Here is a 17,666-nt window from a genome sequence, read left to right as displayed (position 1 = left end):
CCGGCTAAACCGGTGCAGTGGCTGACGGATAATGGTTCAGCGTACACCGCGCATGATACAAGGAAGTTCGCCAGAGAGTTGAATCTGGAACCGTGTACAACAGCGGTGAGCAGCCCGCAAAGTAACGGAATGGCAGAGCGGTTCGTGAAAACGATGAAGGAAGACTACATCGCGTTCATGCCAAAACCGAATGTGAGAACGGCACTGCAGAATCTTGCGGCGGCGTTCAATCATTACAATGAAAATCATCCGCATAGTGCGTTGGGATATCACTCCCCGAGAGAATACCGACGCCAGCGGGCATCGTTAACTTAAGATACAAAAGCTGTCTGGAGATGGCGGGTCAAGAACAGTGCGTTGAACAGATAGTGTTTCAGATCAAAATATTTCAACAACATTTTGGTGTGAAACATGTTCTCCTGATACACATTCACATCCGTCATATGATAGAGCTCTTTAATATCTGCTCTTTAATATCCTCTTCAACAAAACGGGATAGAGCGTCTTATTATTTTTCAGCAAAGATACACTCCTGCATAACCGGGAGAAGTGAAATAAAAAGATCAACGCTAAACGTGATGTTGACGTTATCTGCATGCAAATAACACGTTTATCACGGTCAAGACTGAGATTGATGGCAGAAAGTGCCCTTAGAATTCCTAGAGCGATAAGGAAATGAGATCTTCATCTCAGTTCCAGCTAATTGTTATAGCGAACATGATTACTGTGGATCAAATGACGTGCTGCAAGAATATCAAAACGCTAATTATGTTTCTCATCTGTTAAAGGTTGGTTTGTTTTTGGTTTGTTTTTAACATTAATCTGATCATTATTATTCATCAAGATATTTAATTAACATAAATTTAACCTAATAACTCACTAAATTTAGCAATTATGGGCTTGAGTCACATTCCAATCTGACTCATCTCGCTACCTCTTGTATTCCTTTGTTAATCTCCAGCATGTGAAAAGCAGCCACATGAAAATAATACCGTCACGGTACAACACCATGGGCTCGTCACCCTGCAACCAACCCGTTACCTGAACGAAAACAAAAAGGTACTGCTATGAAACTTAATCTCGCATTACTGAATGCATGTGTTGTTTCTGCATGCATGCTATTTACCACGCAAACGATGGCAGAGAAAAAACATGAAATTGCTGTCGTGGCGAAAGTTACCGGTATTCCTTGGTTTACCCGCATGGAAGTTGGCGTAAATGAAGCGGCAAAAAAATTGGATGTTAATGCTTATCAGGTTGGGCCGGCAACACCCGATCCAGCACAGCAAGTTAAAGTAATTGAAGACCTTATCGCCAAAAATGTTGATGCCATTATTGTGGTTCCGAATGATGCTAAGGTGTTGGAACCGGTACTGAAAAAAGCACAAGAGAAAGGCATTGTGGTGTTAACCCATGAATCTCCGGATCAGCGTATCGGTCAGTGGGATGTTGAGACTATCGATAGTGAAAAATATGCTCAGGCTAATATGGATGAGTTGGCAAAAGCGATGGGTGGTAAAGGTGGCTATGCCATTTATGTAGGCTCGCTGACTGTGCCGCTGCATAACGCTTGGGCCGATTACGCTATTAAATATCAGAAAGAGAAATACCCGGACATGTTCGAAGTGACCCCGCGCCTGCCAGTGGCGGAGAACATTGATAAGTCTTACTCCACCACACTGGATCTGATGAAGACCTATCCGCAAATGAAAGGGATCATTGGATTTGGCTCACTGGGGCCAATCGGTGCCGGTCAGGCGGTTGCCAAGAAGCGGGCTAAAGATCAAATTGCCGTCGTCGGTATTGCGATGCCAGCACAGGCTGCACCTTATCTGATGCGCGGTGATATCAAGAAAACATTGCTGTGGGATCCGAAAGATGCGGGTTTTGCGGTGGTGGTTATTGCTGATCAACTGCTGAAAGGGCAAAAAATCACGCCGGAACTGACCATTGAAGGTTTGGGTAAAGCTGATGTCGATAGTGAAAAAGGGGTGATTCGTTTTAACAAAATTCTCGAAGTTACCAAAGATAATGCAAAAACATTAGGTTTCTGATTTTCAGTCGCCACACCAGGGATAGTTGTAAACATAATTTATTGGTAAGAAATAAGTTATCAGTGAAACAGGCGGCGGGAGAATAGCCCTGCCGCTCTGACCACCACCCAATGGCTGCATAAAATAGCGCCATCATTACGGCGTTAGGGAAGGTATTGTCATGACACAGGCTAACGCATTTATCACTCTTGAACATATCAGTAAGCGATTCCCCGGCGTGCTGGCGCTGGATAACGTGAATCTTACGCTGAATAAAGGAGAAGTGCACTGTCTGGCAGGCCAGAATGGCTGCGGCAAAAGCACCATTATCAAAGTGATTTCAGGAGTTTATCAGCCAGAGAAAGGCGCAAGTATCCTGATAGACGGTAAGCTGTTTCATCAGTTTACGCCACAACTCTCATTCTTTTATGGTGTACAGGTTATTTATCAAGACCTGTCATTATTCCCCAATTTAAGCGTATCCGAGAATATTGCTGTTCACCGTTATCTGCCTGGCGGTGATTTTTGGGTGAAACGCAAGAGTATGCGTGAGCGTGCATTAGCCGCCATGCAGCGAGTGGGCGTCACCCTTGATCCAGATAAAAAAGTTGAACAACTCTCCATTGCTGACCGCCAGTTAGTGGCGATTTGCCGCGCTATCGCCGCCGATGCTCGCTTGGTCATTATGGATGAACCTACCGCCTCGCTGACCAGTCAGGAAGTGAAAGGTTTGCTGAATGTGGTACGCGACCTCAAATCACAAGGTATCTGTGTGGTGTTCGTCAGTCACCGGTTGGATGAGGTGATGGAAGTGGCTGACCGTATCAGTGTGATGCGCGATGGTAAGTTGATTGGCACTTGGCCTGCCAGCGAATTAGATAGCCATGAGCTGGCGTTCCTGATGACTGGTCAACGCTTTACTTACAGCCAGCTCCCCCCGCTGGCCGCGAAGGCCGAGCCATTGCTGGAAGTAAGAAAACTTAGCCGAGGGGCGCAATTTCGTAATATCGATTTAACCCTCCATCAGGGGGAAATTGTTTCTATTACCGGTCTGTTAGGTGCAGGCCGCACTGAGCTGTGTCTGAGCTTATTTGGCATGACCCAACCTGATAGTGGTGAGGTATGGGTAGCCGGTGAACAAGTGCATTTTCGTCATAACCGTGACGCGATCCGCCACGGGATAGGCTATGTCTCTGAGGATCGTCTAACGCAGGGATTGATCATGGAACAGTCAATCTATGACAACACTATCGTTTCGGTTTTCGACAAATTGCATACTCGTAGTGGATTGCTGGATCACGCTAAAGCCACTGAGCTGGTCAATCAGTTGGTGCAGGATCTGAACATCAAAGTATCGGATACCGCGCTACCAGTAAAAACACTATCGGGGGGTAATGCTCAGCGGATTGCCATTGCTAAATGGGTGGCAACGCAACCGCGTATTTTGATCCTCGATTCGCCGACGGTGGGGGTGGATATCGCCAACAAAGAGGGGATTTACCACATTGCCAAGGCGTTGGCAGAGCAGGGGATGGCAGTCTTGATGATTTGTGACGAGATCTCGGAGGCTTATTACAACAGCCATCGGGTGCTGGTGATGCGCAAAGGTGAACTGGTCGCTGAGTTTTACCCTCATCAGTGTACCGAACAAGAGATAGCCGAGGTGGTCAATGGATAAGCTAAAACTGCGTCAACTGACGGGGCGGCATGAGTTTTATCTCGGCCTGCTGATATTGCTACTGGTTATCGGTCTGAGCTTGAAAAGTTCGGAGTTCCTGACATTAGGTAACTTAACCGATGTTGCGACCAGTTATGCCATTTTGGGGATTCTGGCTTGTGGGCTGTTTGTCGTACTGATCGCCGGTGGTATTGATATCTCATTCCCGGCAGTAACGGCAATCGCACAATACGTGATGGCATCATGGGTCATTACCCACGGTGGCAGCTTTCCGCTTGCTTTCGTTTTGGCGATGACCGTGGGTTGTGTGCTGGGGTTGGTGAATGGATTGCTGGTGTATTGGCTGAAAGTACCGGCGATTATTATCACCATTGCCACGTTGAATCTGTTTTACGGCTTACTGGTTTATGTCACTAACGGCACCTGGCTGTACGGCTTTCCAGACTGGTTTATGACCGGGATTAACTGGTTCTCGTTTACCGGCAGCGACGGTTATGACTATGGCCTGACATTACCGCTATTTTGTCTGGCGGCCACCATTATCTTTACCGGTGTGCTGATGAATTACACGCGCCTTGGGCGGCAGATATTTGCGATGGGCAGCAACAAAGATGCGGCTTCCCGTTTAGGGATTAACATTCTGCGATTGCATCTGTATGTCTATGGCTACATGGGGTTGCTGGCGGGGGTTGCGGCGGTGGTTCAGGCACAGATTTCTCAATCGGTTGCACCTAACTCCTTGATGGGATTTGAGCTGACGGTATTGGCAGCGGTGGTGCTCGGTGGCACCAGCATGAGCGGCGGTCGTGGCACATTAACTGGCACAGTGCTCGGTGTCATGTTGCTGGCATTTTTGCAAAATGGACTGACGCTACTGAGCGTCTCTTCTTACTGGCATACGGTTTTCAGTGGCGCAATCATTTTGGTGAGTATCAGTAGTACCGCATGGAATGAAAAACGCAAATTGCTGAGGGAGTCCTGATAATGACCTGGCTAAACCGAACTATTCCTGACGACCGTATTATCCGCCTGCAATTGTTGATTCTGGTGGCGGTCATGTTGGCCTTCTCTTTGACCTTGGGGCAACGCTTTTTCAGCTTGGGTAATTTCCAGTCTATTTCCTCACAGTTGCCGATTTTAGGCATGTTGGCACTGGGAATGGGGCTGACCATGCTGACTGGCGGCATTAACTTATCGATAATTGCCGGAGCCAATGCTTGTTCATTAGTCATGGCTGCCATCATTGTCAGCCATCCGGATCAACCACTGTTTCTATTACTGGCTTTAGCTGCCGGATTGCTGGTGGCGGTAGCGATTGGCACCTTAAACGGTATGTTGATTTCGGTGATTGGTGTATCACCGATTCTAGCCACGCTGGGTACCATGACACTGATTACCGGCTTGAATATTTTGTTGTCTAACGGTGATGTTATCTCCGGATTCCCGCCAGTAATTCAATACATTGGTAGCGGTAATATTGCTGGCATTCCTGTCGCGATGATCCTGTTCTTGCTGGTTTCGGTTGGGTTATGGGTGCTGCTTGAACATACTACATTGGGGCGCAGCATCTATCTGGTCGGCTCTAATGAGCAGGCGACCCGTTTCAGCGGCGTGAATACCCATCGGGTGCAAATTGCGGTCTATATCCTGTCAGCCTTATTGGGTTGGGGGGCGGCCATCCTGATGATGGCAAAATTTAATTCCGCCAAAGCCGGTTATGGTGAGTCCTATCTGTTGGTGACCATTCTGGCATCGGTGCTGGGTGGGATTAACCCGGATGGTGGCTTTGGTCGCATTATCGGCCTGATTCTGGCGCTAGTAGTCCTGCAATTATTGGAAAGTGGCCTGAATTTGCTGGGGGTAAGTAGCTACCTGACTATGGCGCTATGGGGTGGGGTGTTGATCCTCTTTATCGCATTACAGAATCGTAAGGCTTAAGAATTGAGGGATAAAACAATGGCAAGTTACTTTATCGGCGTAGATGTAGGAACTGGCAGCGCAAGAGCCGGTGTATTCGATTTGCAGGGCCGCATGGCCGGGCAGGCCAGCCGTGAAATCGCCATGTTTAAGCCCAAGGCCGATTTTGTGGAACAGTCATCCGATAATATCTGGCAGGCGGTGTGTAATGCGGTGCGCGATGCGGTTAATCAGGCCGATATCAATCCTATTCAGGTGAAAGGATTGGGGTTTGATGCTACCTGCTCGCTGGTGGTACTGGACAAAGAAGGAAATCCGCTGACGGTCAGCCCATCGGGGCGGAGTGAGCAAAACGTGATTGTCTGGATGGATCACCGTGCGATTACGCAGGCGGAGCGGATTAATGCCACCAAACACCCGGTGCTGGAGTTTGTTGGTGGGGTGATTTCACCGGAAATGCAAACGCCAAAGCTACTATGGCTAAAACAACATATGCCAACCACGTGGAGCAATGTCGGGCATCTATTTGATTTGCCAGATTTTCTGACCTGGCGTGCAACGAAAGATGAAACTCGTTCGCTCTGTTCTACTGTCTGTAAATGGACTTATCTGGGCCATGAAGACCGCTGGAACTCGTCCTATTTCAAATTGATCGGGTTGGCTGATTTACTGGATAACAATGCGGCAAAAATCGGTGCTATGGTTAAACCGATGGGCGAGCCATTGGGACGCGGATTAAGCCAACGGGCGGCGTCAGAAATGGGCTTGATCCCCGGCACTGCGGTCAGCGTCTCCATTATTGATGCTCACGCCGGTACGATTGGTATTTTAGGTGCGAGTGGGGTTGCTGGCGAAAATGCCAATTTTGATCGGCGAATAGCATTGATTGGTGGTACCTCAACGGCGCATATGGCGATGTCCCGCTCAGCACATTTCATTGGCGGTATCTGGGGGCCATATTACTCCGCCATTTTGCCGAAATACTGGTTGAATGAGGGGGGGCAGTCGGCAACTGGGGCCTTGATAGACCATATTATTCAAACCCATCCGTGCTATCCGGAGCTGCTGGCACAAGCCAAAAGCAAAGGGGAAACCATCTATGAGGCGTTGAATCATATTTTGCGCCAGCTGGCCGGGGAGCCGGAGAATATCGCCTTCCTGACCAAGGACATTCATATTTTGCCGTATTTCCACGGCAACCGTTCGCCGCGGGCAAACCCGAATCTGACCGGTATTATTACCGGGTTAAAGCTTTCGATAACCTTTGAGGATATGGCGCTGCGCTATCTGGCGACCATTCAGGCGCTGGCTTTAGGGACGCGGCATATCATCGAAACCATGAATCAGAATGGCTATAGCATTGATACTATGATGGCCAGCGGTGGAGGCACAAAGAACCCGATCTTTGTACAAGAGCATGCCAATGCTACCGGCTGCGCCATGCTCTTGCCTGAAGAGAGCGAAGCTATGCTGTTAGGTAGCGCCATGATGGGCACAGTGGCCGCTGGCGTATTTGAGTCGCTGCCAGAGGCAATGACGGCGATGAGCCGAATCGGCAAAACAGTCACGCCGCAAACCAATAAAATCAAAGCCTATTATGATCGCAAATATCGGGTATTCCATCAGATGTATCACGACCATATGCGCTATCAGGAATTGATGCAGGAGGAGGCATGAGCCAAAGTGATGAATGGCAGTTGGCCAGTGATGCTTGGATGACTTACAGCCGTGAGCTGTCAGTATTAAAGGAGAATGTCGACCAACGGGTATGGTTACAAGTGCTGGATATGCTGGCCGGATGTTGTGGAAAAATTGCGGTAACCGGCGTAGGTACATCAGGTATTGCGGCACGAAAAGTGGCCCATATGCTGGCATGTGTGGAACAGCCGGCGATTTACCTGAATGCGACCGATGCGGCCCACGGCGATCTGGGTTTTTTGGGGCCACAGGACATTATTATCCTGATCTCCCGTGGCGGTAATTCCGACGAGCTGACCCGTTTGTTACCGACGCTGCAACGTAAGCAGGTGAAGATTATCAGTGTGACGGAGAATGATCAGTCAGCTATCGCGCAGGTTTCTGCTTTAGTGCTAAAAACACATGTGCAGCAAGAAATCGACTCGCTAAATATGTTAGCGACGACATCCATCGTTTTAGTGCTGGCACTGTTTGATGCCATCTGTGTCTGCCTAATGGAACGGCGTGGTTTTAGCAAAGAAGCATTACTGGCGGTACATCCCGGCGGGAATGTGGGCATAGAATTACGCAAGCAATCATAAGCGGCATAGGGCATATGGCATACAAAAAAATGCATTAAGGTGTAATGCCGATCATTTAAGGTTCAGTTGCACGCTCCTTGCACGGTGAGAAGATCCGGAACAGATTTCGTTTCCGGGTTTTATATGCAGAGTGCCTTGCCAAGCATTTGACCTTATTTCTCAATTCAACCTGGCAGAAAATTCTTTGCCTGCTAAAACAATGACGCTCACGGTGCTAAGGTGATTAGTTGGTGCCTCACAAGGGGGCTGAAGCAGTGGGTGGTGATTTTGCCACCCGGTGCGCTTATCCGTACAATAGAGTTTCTGATGAGTTAAACCTAAAATTGCAAGGATGTCGGTATGGAACTATCGTCACAGCACCAAGGGGTTATGCCTTCAAGGGCCGCAGAGCATCTGTGCCGAACTCTCCCGGTATTAATGAACGCCTCATCAGAAAGCAGCAGGCTGTCGCCAACTGCGTACCAGCAAATCCTTATCTATTGTGGCGTACGGCCGGATATTATAGGTTGGCGCCGCTTTCTTAGCGTGTTTCTCGCCTTGCTTGGGCTTTTGGCTCTGGTGGCTGGGGCGATATTTTTCATCGCCTGGAATTGGGTCGCCATGCCGAGAATGGCAAAATTTGCCCTGATTGAATTATTGATTTTAGCGCTGGCGCTGGTGGTCTGGTGGCGCTGGTATGATGCCTTATCCCAGATGGCATTGCTCGCCGTGGGGTTGAGTTTTGGCGGGTTATTTGCGCTGTATGGGCAAGTTTATCAAACCGGTGCCGACAGCTGGGAGTTGTTCCGCGCTTGGGCTTTTGTGTTGTTGCCACTGGCACTGATTGGCCGGCAAAATGGCTTGTGGCTCTGTACTTGGGTCATCGCTAATCTGGCATTTCAACTTTACCACTCCAGCCAGACAACGTCCCTTTTTGACTCTTGGATGACCGATTTCACTCTGCCTGGCTACCTCGCTGTGCAGGGGTTATGCCTGATTGTGCGTGAAGCATTGGCTGAATATGCCAGTAAGAAAGAGCCGACTAGCTGGTTGGCCAGTCGCTGGCTGCCCCGGGTGATGATGGGCTACCTGCTGCTAACCATAACCCCGCTGATTAATCAGGCGATTTGGAACTGGCAAGGTTCCTACACCGCTATAATGGTGCTCATTCTGTGGGGAGCCACGCTACTGGCCGGGTATTTCTATTACCGATATCGTCGTCCTGATCTCTGCATGCTGACATTGGGTGTTATCAGCTTGATGGTCGTTGGCTGCGTATTGCTGACGCAAATGTTCGACAGTAGATGGGATATCGGCACGCTGTTTGCGCTGGGTTTACTGATGGCGCTATGGCTGGTTGCAGGGGGCGCACTATTATTGCATTGGCGGCGTGAGTTGTATCACCGCCAGGAAGTGGACGTCGCACAAAACGAAGTCGCCAGCCTACTGCAGGAACTCCGCCAGCAGCAATTGTTAAATGATGATCAGCTTGCCGAGGTGGGTCAAATCGATCATTCGCATCATTTGCCGTGGTATTTACGTGCTGCGTTGGCGGTCGGTGGCTGGTTTGCTGCGATAATCATTCTTTTTCTGTTGGCATTACTACTGTTTGTTACCGATATGCTTGATTCGTTAAGTGGCGGCGGGCTGATTATCTGTTCATTAATTATCGCCATCCCGGCGGTGGCGTTGTTACGGGCTCCGGGTATTGGCAAGCACCAGATCGGCCTGGCATGGGCCATTGCCGCAACCTTTGGATTATGCTTCGGTGTTTCTTTACTACTGGATGATTTAGGTTGGAACAACAACCTTATGTTTAGTTTGCTGGGGTGTCTGCCAATATTGGCCGTAATGGCATGGGTCATGCCGGATGCGATGTATCGTTTTATGGCCGTTGTCGCTTTCATCGTCACGTTGATCTTGCCTTTGAGTGTCCTGGCCAGTACGCATTTACCGCAAGAGATCGCCATTGGGATTATTGCTTTGTTGATCGCCGGGGTGGTGGCAATCTGGCTGTGGGTGATCGCGCGGCAAAATATCTGGCAAGCAGCCCGCAATCAGCAAACGGCAGCAATTGCGCCACTGTTGTATGGTATTCCTGCCGGCATGATGTTGTTGTGCTTTAGCAGCATTAACTACTCTTTTGTTGATGATCTTTTCTGGCATTCATTTTTTCATGCCTCTTTGCCGCTGATGGTAGGTATCGGTATCGCTGCTGGTTTAATCAGCGCGGCATTGCTTCAGGTCTTCAGATTCCCATCATCAGCCTCGGCAGTTTATCTCTCTGCCGCACTGTTTTGTGGTGCTATCGCCATTTTTTCCCCAGGGATTGGCTTCGGGCTGGCATTATTGTTGGCAGCGCGCTATCAGGGCAGTAAAGGATTGTTGGTGGTTACCGGTTGTTTCTTTATGCTTTATCTTATCGGCTGGTATTACTTTCTCGGTGTCACATTGCTGCAAAAATCACTGTTGCTGTTAGTCAGTGGTCTGCTTTTACTGGGGCTGGCCTTGGCCGCGAAAAAGTTACTACAGGTTAAAACCGGAGAGAGTCATGCAAACTAAAAGCGTGATGAAGTGGCTAATGGCCGGCATAGTTCTGCTGGTGCTGATTATCGTCAACCTGTCTATTTATCAAAAAGAACGGCTGCTGAAACATGGCACGGTGGTGATATTAGAGTTGGCCCCGGTAGATCCACGTTCGCTGATGCAGGGCGATTATATGGCACTGAATTATGCGTTAAACCGTCAGCTTCTGGATGATGGGGTGCAGCAGAGCCTAGATTGTCAAAATGACGCCACCCTCTGCACTGAACCGGTAAACCGTGAGAAAATTGTGGTTGAGCTTGATGCGCAACATCGGGCGGTTAACGCCAGTTTCTACCGGGGTCAACCGCTGAAAGCCCAAGAGGTGCTGATGAAATATCACCTGTCTAATGGTTGGTTGAATATTGGCACGCCAAGTTACTTTTTTCAGGAAGGGGATGCCGAACGTTTTGCCGATGCCCGCTATGGCGAATTTCGCGTAGGCCAGGATGGCACCGCAATATTAACCTATTTGCTCGATGCACAGGGAAAGCGCATTCTTCCTTGATTAGCTGTGTTTACCGTTTAGTTGAGCTTTAATTTTACGCTTTAAGCACAGGTATAGTGTTCACTACCACACATATGGTGCCTTGATGAGTGCTGCGGTTCGTCAGGCCATGATACACCAGGGTTTGGCTATCGCTTATCGTACTCTAGCGGGTTGGGCAAATAGCGCGTAAGGCTAGAAATATAACAGAACCGACTAGCGCGGATAGGTGCAGTATTCTATATTCATTTAACTTTATGATATATGCGGTAGTTCTCTGCTAAACCTGTGCTAAAATCTTTATAGCTGACAGCGTGTTATGCAGTCATGCCACTCGATAAAGCAAAATTCGCCCAGAGGAGTCAGATTCTGGTCTGAAAGCGGTAGGGCCCCACCTTGTTAAGGGGGGATATCAATCCTGTATAAGAATTAAATTGTGTGGAGATAGGTATGGAGACGAAATTTAACGATTTAAAGGCGAAGCATTTACAATTGGTTACTGCTCAGCTGCAGCTTCGGAATAACTTGCAGGAGAAAGCATCTGTACTTGTACAGGAGTATTTTAAGTCGTTGTCTTTGCCAGCAGATCGTTGGTTTATCGCGCAAAATGAACCACGGGCTTATGTGGAAATTGGTGTCTTGAATGCGAAGGGGGAGTTTGAGTCTGCCTATCTACCAAGATTACAATTAGACAATAATTATCGACTGAATTTTCTCATCGTCACTACGTTGGATGATACCCCAATAACCGGTGGCTATCGCCATGGTGTCAGTATTTCACTTTATTATGAAGGTCCTAAGCTGTTTGCGGTGGTGGGCGTTGGTGATGATGCTTCTACTTGCGAAGTGGCATCAGTACCAGAAGACTTTGCAGAAGTCTGTGAAGCGATTAAATCGCTGATTATCTCCGGTATTGAGAAATCGATGCCAAAAGCTGTTTTAGAGTAAATAGACCTCAGTTCATTCAGGTTGCAGATCGTTGGCGAAGTGTACTGAGCTAACTTTTCTGCAGCTTGAATGGCGTTAATATTTAGTTTTTGTTTTTCATATTTTGCTTCAAGTAACTCACTGTACGCTGGTAACTCATTCCGGCAGCACCGCTACCAGGAATGAGCTCAGTTTCACAAACGCATGTTGCTGAAGATTCCAGTGAGGTTATTCAGGAGCGCCAGAACGTGCGTGAGCACAAAATAAGAATAGGATAAATTTCCAAACGGCCAAAGAGCATAGTTGCACACATCAACCATTTTGCTGGTGAACTTAAGACCCCAAAGCCAGCGGCCGTTTCACCGATTCCCAATCCCATATTGTTAATACAAGCCGCGACGGTGCCAAAAGAGGTCATCAAGTCGTAGCCCATCGAGTTTAACGCCCATATAAAGAAACAACTGAAAAAGATATAGAGAAAGAAAAAACTCCATACTGAACGTAATACGCGATCGGGTATCGGGGAACTGCCCACTTTGATGATATGAACTGCATTGGGATGTAATAACTGATGGAGTTCACGCCGACTTTGTTTGTACATGATCAAGAAGCGCAGAGCCTTGATTCCGCCACAAGTCGAACCGACGCAACCACCAAAGAAACTGGCTGCCAGCAGTAAAATCACTGTGTTGGAGGGGAGGGTGGCATAATCCCCGGTTGCCAAGCCATTGTCGGTCATCATTGAGGCGGTAAGAAGAAAACCATGGACGACGGCTTCTAGTGATGGGTACCTGTCTGAATTCACTAACTGAGTGCAGACAATCACGGCAATCGTCGTAAAGATAAATAAAAAGAAACGTAATTCAGTGTTTTTAAATAATGGCATCAAGCTGCGGCGTTGGGCGGCCACAAAGTAAAGCGTAAAGTTGACTGCTGAAAGTAGGGAGAAGACGCCCGCCACTATCTCTACTGGCGCACTGTTAAAATAGCCCAAGCTCTCGTTGCGGGTGGAAAACCCCCCCAGTGAAATCGTAGAAAGGGCATGGCACAAAGCGTCAAACCATGGCATACCTGCAATACGGAATGACAAGGCACAAAGCAAGGCAAGCAGCATATAGGTTGACCACAGGGTTTTAGCCGTATCGGTCAGCCTTGGCGTGAGCCGTTCTTCTTTAAATGGGCCGGGCATTTCAGATTGGTATAGCTTACTGCCCCCTATCCCCAGCAGCGGTAATATTGCCACTGCTAAGACGATAACCCCCAAACCACCGATAAAATTGAGTTGAGCACGGTAATAAAGAATAGATTTCGGGACCTTATTCAGGTCACTGAGAACTGAGGCACCGGTGGTGGTGATACCAGAGACACCCTCAAACATCGCATCAGTAAGGCTGATATTTAGTGTGTTATCTATCCACAATGGCAGCGCACTGATCAGAGAGAAGAATACCCAGAACAGTACAATGATTAAAAAACCATCTTGGGTATGCAATTGAACTTTTTTCTGGCGCGTTATCTGCCAGCATAGCCCGCCGACCAAACTGGAGATGATCAACGTATAAAAAAATGAAAACAGGCTCTTCTCTTTATAAATGAGAGCAATGAGCATCGGCGGGATCATGGAAAGGCTATAGAGCAAAACTAAAAAACTGCATAAGTTAATAACGATTAATGTTTGCTTTTTATTGACCATAGTTTTATGCGTATTACGTCAGTGGCAGTTGAACACCATTTATGAGCCTTGCGCTGAAGGATAATGCAACTGATGTGAAAAGTATAAAGATTTAGAGGTTCAGAGCGAAACATCCACCATTCGCTCATCGTTAGCAGGGGCAGTTGTCAATCTGGCGGGTTGATGTTGCTGGCAATGGTGGCAGCCAAGCGGCAGGGAATAGGCTTGAAGCGTATCACCCTGCAGTTGGCAGCATAACCCATATATCGTCATAGTCAGCTCATGGTGACCAAGCCGTTGCTAGTCAGTGGTAATTTTTACCCCGACTCTGCTGATTTGGTTGGCGTCCATCTCTGCGATGGTCCAGGTTAAACCCGACCATTCCACCTGATCACCGATGACCGCTTCCCCGCCGATCTGTTGGGCAATAAACTGCCCAAGTGTTTGCTGTTCGTCGATCTCCGCTGGAAAACTAAGGCCGTAGATCTGCGATATATTACTCAGCAGGGCATCAGATTGTAGAACAAAGTCACCAAAGAAACGGTCATCAAGGGTGACACTCGGTGCCTGACTGAATAGTTTACCCAGTGCAGGTAAATTGTGTTCGTGGCCAATGACACACAAGACATCACCTTGCTGCAAGCGGGTACTGCCGGTTGGATGCAGCCATTCATTATCACGAAATAATACCGCGATATGCGTCCCCTGGGGCATTTTCAGTTCACGTACTGCCGCCCCAATGCACCAGTTTTCGGCGGTTAAGTGGTAAATAAATTGTTCCCATTGGTTTTCGAGGTCAATATCCAGCCCGACGCGGGAAGAAGGCGCCAATGTAGGGGGAATAACCACTTTAGCTTTTTTAGCGGCCAAGGAGAGTGTAGAGCCTTGCAACAGTAGCGAAACCAATACCACAAAGAAAGCGACGTTAAAGAATAGGCTGGCGTTGGGCAGGCCAGCCATCATAGGGAAGACCGCCAGGATCACGGGAACGGCTCCACGCAGCCCTACCCAAGAGATAAACAGGCGCTCACGCAGGTTAAAGTTGCGAAACGGCAGTAAACCGGTAAACACCGAGATTGGGCGGGCAAACAGGATCATCCACAACGAGAGAAGAAGCGCTGGGAGGGCAATGGGCAGCAGCTCCCGTGGATTAAGAAGTAACCCCAAGACCAGGAACATACCAATCTGGCTTAGCCAGGCCAAGCCATCGAATGTTTGCATAATGCCGTGATAGTTGCGAATCGGTCGGTTGCCGAGCATTAAGCCACACAAATAGACAGCCAGAATACCACTACCATTGAGTGCGGTGGTCAACGCAAAGATCAAGATGCCGCCACTCACCGCCAGCAGGGGATATAGCCCTTCAGCGAGTTTGATGTGATTGATTAACGTCAGCAATAACCAGCCACCACCGAGCCCGAATATCACCCCCAGAGCAAACTGCTGCAATAATTGAACCAGGAATAGCCAGCTAAACGAGGTTTCTCCGGCAGAAATCATGGCGATGAGTGCGATGGTGAGAAACACTGCCATAGGATCGTTGCTACCAGACTCAATTTCCAATGTTGCATTGACGCGTTCGTTCAGTCCTTTGCCATCTAACATGGAAAATACGGCGGCGGCATCGGTAGAGCCAATAATGGTGCCAATCAATAACCCTTGGATCAGATCGATATTAAACAACCAGGCTGCAGCCAGACCGGTGAGCCCGGCAGTGATCAGGACACCCACCGTCGCTAATGACAAGGCGGGCCACAGTGCCACACGGAATGAACTGACACGCGTACGCATACCGCCATTAAGCATTATGACGGCTAATGCCAGGTTACTGACCAGGTAGGCAATAGGATAATTGTCAAAAATGATGCCACCAGGGCCATCGACGCCAGCTAGCATGCCAATTGCCAAAAAGATTACCAGTATCGGGATGCCTAAACGAGATGAGAAAGAGCTAAGAAGAATGCTTGCGCCCACCAACACTGCACCGATGATGAACAAACTGTTGATTGTACTCGCATCCAAGATAATGTTCTCCTGCAAAAAGGACTAAGAGAGGGGGCCAATAGAGCAGCATAATAGCCTGTTTTACCAGTAAAGTGCCAAGGATGATTGTAAAAATAAGGTGTATTTATTGCCTATTTACCTATTATTTGATTTGAAAAGCATAAAATGAGCATGTTTATTATTTTTATCAATAATTATCAATAATTATCAATAATTATCAATAATTATCAATTGGATATATTTGCATGAGTGTATAGATTCAAGCGGCATTGAGAGGCAATAAACGAATTTGAATCGAGACCAACATCGGTGGAATTGAGTTACGCGACTCATCAATGAGCCGCGTGACGGCAAGCGCTAGCTTGAATAGGTCTGACTATCAGCAATCAAGCATGAGTGGTTGAATTAGGTTCACTATTACTTTGTGTATTCGCTAGCATCCGGCGAATTGGTACGATGAGCAGCATAAGAACCGCAGCACAAATAACCAGAGCAATGGAGCAACGAGCAAACAGGGTAGGCAACAGGTCTAATTGGTCGGCTTTAACATGGCCACCAATCAGGCCAGCGGCCAGGTTGCCAAGTGCACTGGCACAAAACCACAGGCCCATCATTTGGCCACGCATTCTTTCTGGTGCCAGTAATGTCATGGTTGCCAACCCAATCGGGCTTAAACAGAGCTCACCTAACGTCAGTAATAGAATACTGCTTACCAGCCACAGTGGGGATACACCAGTGCCTTCATGACTGAGTACTTGCTGTGCCGCCAGCATCATCACCCCAAAGCCTGCCGCAGCAAATAAAATGCCGATAACAAACTTGGTAATGCTGCTAGGGCGAATCATGTTGCGTGCCAATGCTGGCCATAGCCAACTGAACACCGGGGCCAGCAAAATAATAAACAGTGCATTAATGGACTGGAACCAGACCGCTGGAATTTCGAAATCACCGATCATTCGCTGGGTATAATCTTGGGCGAATAGATTGAATGAAGTTGGCTTCTGTTCAAAAGCAGACCAGAAAAAAGCCGCAGAGAGCAGCAGGATAAAACAGACCAGCAGCCGCGCCCGCTCGCTACGGTTCATATTGGCAAAGAAAAAAAGATAGATAAAATATAATGTTACCGAGGAAGCAATCACATAAACCAAGGTGCTGGCAATGGTCACCGGGTTAATGGTGATGATGCCTTGTGCCAGTAGTGTGGCGACCAATGCGATAGCGGCGGCGAATACCACAATCCAGCGGCCGACACCGCGTTTTTTTGTTACTGGCTGATTCCAGGTTGAGTCCAGACCACCTTCACTGTCATAACGCTTCATCGCAGGTACGGCAAATAGGCGGAAGATAACCAACGCAACCAACATACCAATGCCACCAATACCAAAGCCCCAGTGCCAACCGTGTGAGCGAAGTAACCAGCCCGTCATCAACGGGGCAATAAAAGAGCCGATATTAATACCCATATAAAAGAGAGAAAAACCACCGTCACGGCGGGTATCCCCTTGTTTGTAGAGGGTACCGACCATCACCGAAATACAGGTTTTGAACAAGCCGGAACCGAGCACGATAAACATCAAGCCGATGAAGAACAGGTCATTACCCATAATGGCCGACAGGGCAATAGAGAGATGCCCCAGTGCGATTAGAATCGAACCATACCAGACCGCTTTTTGCTGGCCGAGCCAGTTATCGGCCAACCAACCGCCCGGTAATGCGGCCAGATACATACTGCCAGCGAAGATACCGACAATTGCCGAAGCATTTTCTCGTGCTAACCCCATCCCACCGTCATAAACGGTGGCGGCCATAAACAGGATCAGTAGTGGGCGAATGCCATAAAAAGAGAATCGTTCCCACATCTCGGTGAAAAAAAGCGAACGGAGTGGATAGGGGTGGCCGAAAAAGGTTCGGCTTTGTTGTTGATTAACAGAGGATTGCATAACGTTATTCCAGGGTAGTGTATTGCACAAGGGAAGCGAATATTGTTGTAAATCTGTTGTGCTCAAGTTATAGCATAGGCGACGGTATGGCGAATTTCACCTCGCCATGGGCCGGATGTTCGATATAGGTGATTATTTGTTGATACTTCACGCAGGGAAGTTACTAC

General features: G+C 48.2%; 13 protein-coding genes and 1 pseudogene. 10 read left to right on the top strand and 4 right to left on the bottom strand.

Going from position 1 to position 17,666, the window contains the following annotated elements; genetic code table 11:
• On the top strand, positions 1-315 hold a 315-nt coding region (locus IO95_RS17280; RefSeq protein ID WP_037383713.1), incomplete at its 5' end, for an integrase core domain-containing protein.
• Positions 316-353: 38 nt separating this feature from the next.
• On the opposite strand, the pseudogene IO95_RS26145 reads toward IO95_RS17280, so the two are convergent.
• Positions 354-464: pseudogene (locus IO95_RS26145) on the bottom strand (S-adenosylmethionine decarboxylase); the annotation flags it as partial.
• 603 nt (positions 465-1,067) lie between these two features.
• Between IO95_RS26145 and IO95_RS17275 the strand changes: the two are divergent.
• From IO95_RS17275 to IO95_RS17235, 9 genes are all read left to right on the top strand, one after another.
• The gene (locus IO95_RS17275; protein ID WP_023490737.1) at positions 1,068-2,054 is read left to right on the top strand and encodes an autoinducer 2 ABC transporter substrate-binding protein; all 987 of its coding nucleotides are present in this window, start codon (positions 1,068-1,070) and stop codon (positions 2,052-2,054) included.
• A 160-nt stretch (positions 2,055-2,214) separates the two neighbouring features.
• Positions 2,215-3,711, top strand: a complete 1,497-nt coding sequence (locus IO95_RS17270) for a sugar ABC transporter ATP-binding protein (protein ID WP_023490738.1) — start codon at positions 2,215-2,217, stop codon at positions 3,709-3,711.
• Entirely contained in the window at positions 3,704-4,693 is a 990-nt protein-coding gene (locus IO95_RS17265; protein WP_023490739.1) for an ABC transporter permease, read from the top strand. Before IO95_RS17270 ends, IO95_RS17265 begins: the two co-directional genes overlap by 8 nt.
• 2 nt (positions 4,694-4,695) lie before the next feature.
• The gene (locus IO95_RS17260; protein ID WP_023490740.1) at positions 4,696-5,649 is read left to right on the top strand and encodes an ABC transporter permease; all 954 of its coding nucleotides are present in this window, start codon (positions 4,696-4,698) and stop codon (positions 5,647-5,649) included.
• 18 nt (positions 5,650-5,667) lie between these two features.
• Positions 5,668-7,305 (top strand): FGGY-family carbohydrate kinase, encoded by a 1,638-nt coding sequence (locus IO95_RS17255; RefSeq protein ID WP_023490741.1) that lies wholly within the window; start codon positions 5,668-5,670, stop codon positions 7,303-7,305.
• Positions 7,302-7,907 (top strand): SIS domain-containing protein, encoded by a 606-nt coding sequence (locus IO95_RS17250; RefSeq protein WP_023490742.1) that lies wholly within the window; start codon positions 7,302-7,304, stop codon positions 7,905-7,907. The genes IO95_RS17255 and IO95_RS17250 overlap by 4 nt, the downstream gene beginning before the upstream one ends.
• 339 nt (positions 7,908-8,246) lie before the next feature.
• A complete protein-coding gene (locus IO95_RS17245) occupies positions 8,247-10,448 on the top strand; it encodes a DUF4401 domain-containing protein (RefSeq protein WP_023490743.1) in 2,202 nt (733 codons plus the stop codon).
• Positions 10,438-10,977 carry a GDYXXLXY domain-containing protein gene (locus IO95_RS17240; RefSeq protein WP_023490744.1) on the top strand — a complete coding sequence of 180 codons (540 nt, stop codon included), beginning with the start codon at positions 10,438-10,440 and terminating at the stop codon, positions 10,975-10,977. Before IO95_RS17245 ends, IO95_RS17240 begins: the two co-directional genes overlap by 11 nt.
• A gap of 429 nt (positions 10,978-11,406) precedes the next feature.
• Positions 11,407-11,904 (top strand): hypothetical protein, encoded by a 498-nt coding sequence (locus IO95_RS17235; RefSeq protein WP_023490745.1) that lies wholly within the window; start codon positions 11,407-11,409, stop codon positions 11,902-11,904.
• 211 nt (positions 11,905-12,115) lie between these two features.
• Here IO95_RS17235 and IO95_RS17230 read toward each other — a convergent pair whose 3' ends face one another.
• From IO95_RS17230 to IO95_RS17220, 3 genes are all read right to left on the bottom strand, one after another.
• Positions 12,116-13,576 (bottom strand): TrkH family potassium uptake protein, encoded by a 1,461-nt coding sequence (locus IO95_RS17230; protein ID WP_023490746.1) that lies wholly within the window; start codon positions 13,574-13,576, stop codon positions 12,116-12,118.
• 279 nt (positions 13,577-13,855) lie between these two features.
• A complete protein-coding gene (locus IO95_RS17225; protein ID WP_023490747.1) occupies positions 13,856-15,577 on the bottom strand; it encodes a potassium/proton antiporter in 1,722 nt (573 codons plus the stop codon).
• Between the two features lie 368 nt (positions 15,578-15,945).
• Positions 15,946-17,499 carry a peptide MFS transporter gene (locus IO95_RS17220; protein WP_023490748.1) on the bottom strand — a complete coding sequence of 518 codons (1,554 nt, stop codon included), beginning with the start codon at positions 17,497-17,499 and terminating at the stop codon, positions 15,946-15,948.
• Positions 17,500-17,666 lie beyond the last annotated feature (167 nt).

The sequence above is a fragment of the Serratia sp. DD3 genome (assembly GCF_000496755.2).
The sequence above is the reverse complement of the archived record's forward strand: the minus strand, read 5'-3'. Positions and strand labels throughout refer to the sequence as shown.

What these genes read in the sequence shown, in the direction of transcription:
- IO95_RS17250 (WP_023490742.1), top strand. Translation starts at nt 7,302, where the DNA reads ATGAGCCAAAGTGATGAATGGCAGTTGGCCAGTGATGCTTGGATGACT.
- IO95_RS17255 (WP_023490741.1), top strand. Translation starts at nt 5,668, where the DNA reads ATGGCAAGTTACTTTATCGGCGTAGATGTAGGAACTGGCAGCGCAAGA.
- IO95_RS17220 (WP_023490748.1), bottom strand. Translation starts at nt 17,499, where the DNA reads ATGCAATCCTCTGTTAATCAACAACAAAGCCGAACCTTTTTCGGCCAC.
- IO95_RS17240 (WP_023490744.1), top strand. Translation starts at nt 10,438, where the DNA reads ATGCAAACTAAAAGCGTGATGAAGTGGCTAATGGCCGGCATAGTTCTG.
- IO95_RS17260 (WP_023490740.1), top strand. Translation starts at nt 4,696, where the DNA reads ATGACCTGGCTAAACCGAACTATTCCTGACGACCGTATTATCCGCCTG.
- IO95_RS17245 (WP_023490743.1), top strand. Translation starts at nt 8,247, where the DNA reads ATGGAACTATCGTCACAGCACCAAGGGGTTATGCCTTCAAGGGCCGCA.
- IO95_RS17275 (WP_023490737.1), top strand. Translation starts at nt 1,068, where the DNA reads ATGAAACTTAATCTCGCATTACTGAATGCATGTGTTGTTTCTGCATGC.
- IO95_RS17230 (WP_023490746.1), bottom strand. Translation starts at nt 13,576, where the DNA reads ATGGTCAATAAAAAGCAAACATTAATCGTTATTAACTTATGCAGTTTT.
- IO95_RS17235 (WP_023490745.1), top strand. Translation starts at nt 11,407, where the DNA reads ATGGAGACGAAATTTAACGATTTAAAGGCGAAGCATTTACAATTGGTT.
- IO95_RS17265 (WP_023490739.1), top strand. Translation starts at nt 3,704, where the DNA reads ATGGATAAGCTAAAACTGCGTCAACTGACGGGGCGGCATGAGTTTTAT.
- IO95_RS17270 (WP_023490738.1), top strand. Translation starts at nt 2,215, where the DNA reads ATGACACAGGCTAACGCATTTATCACTCTTGAACATATCAGTAAGCGA.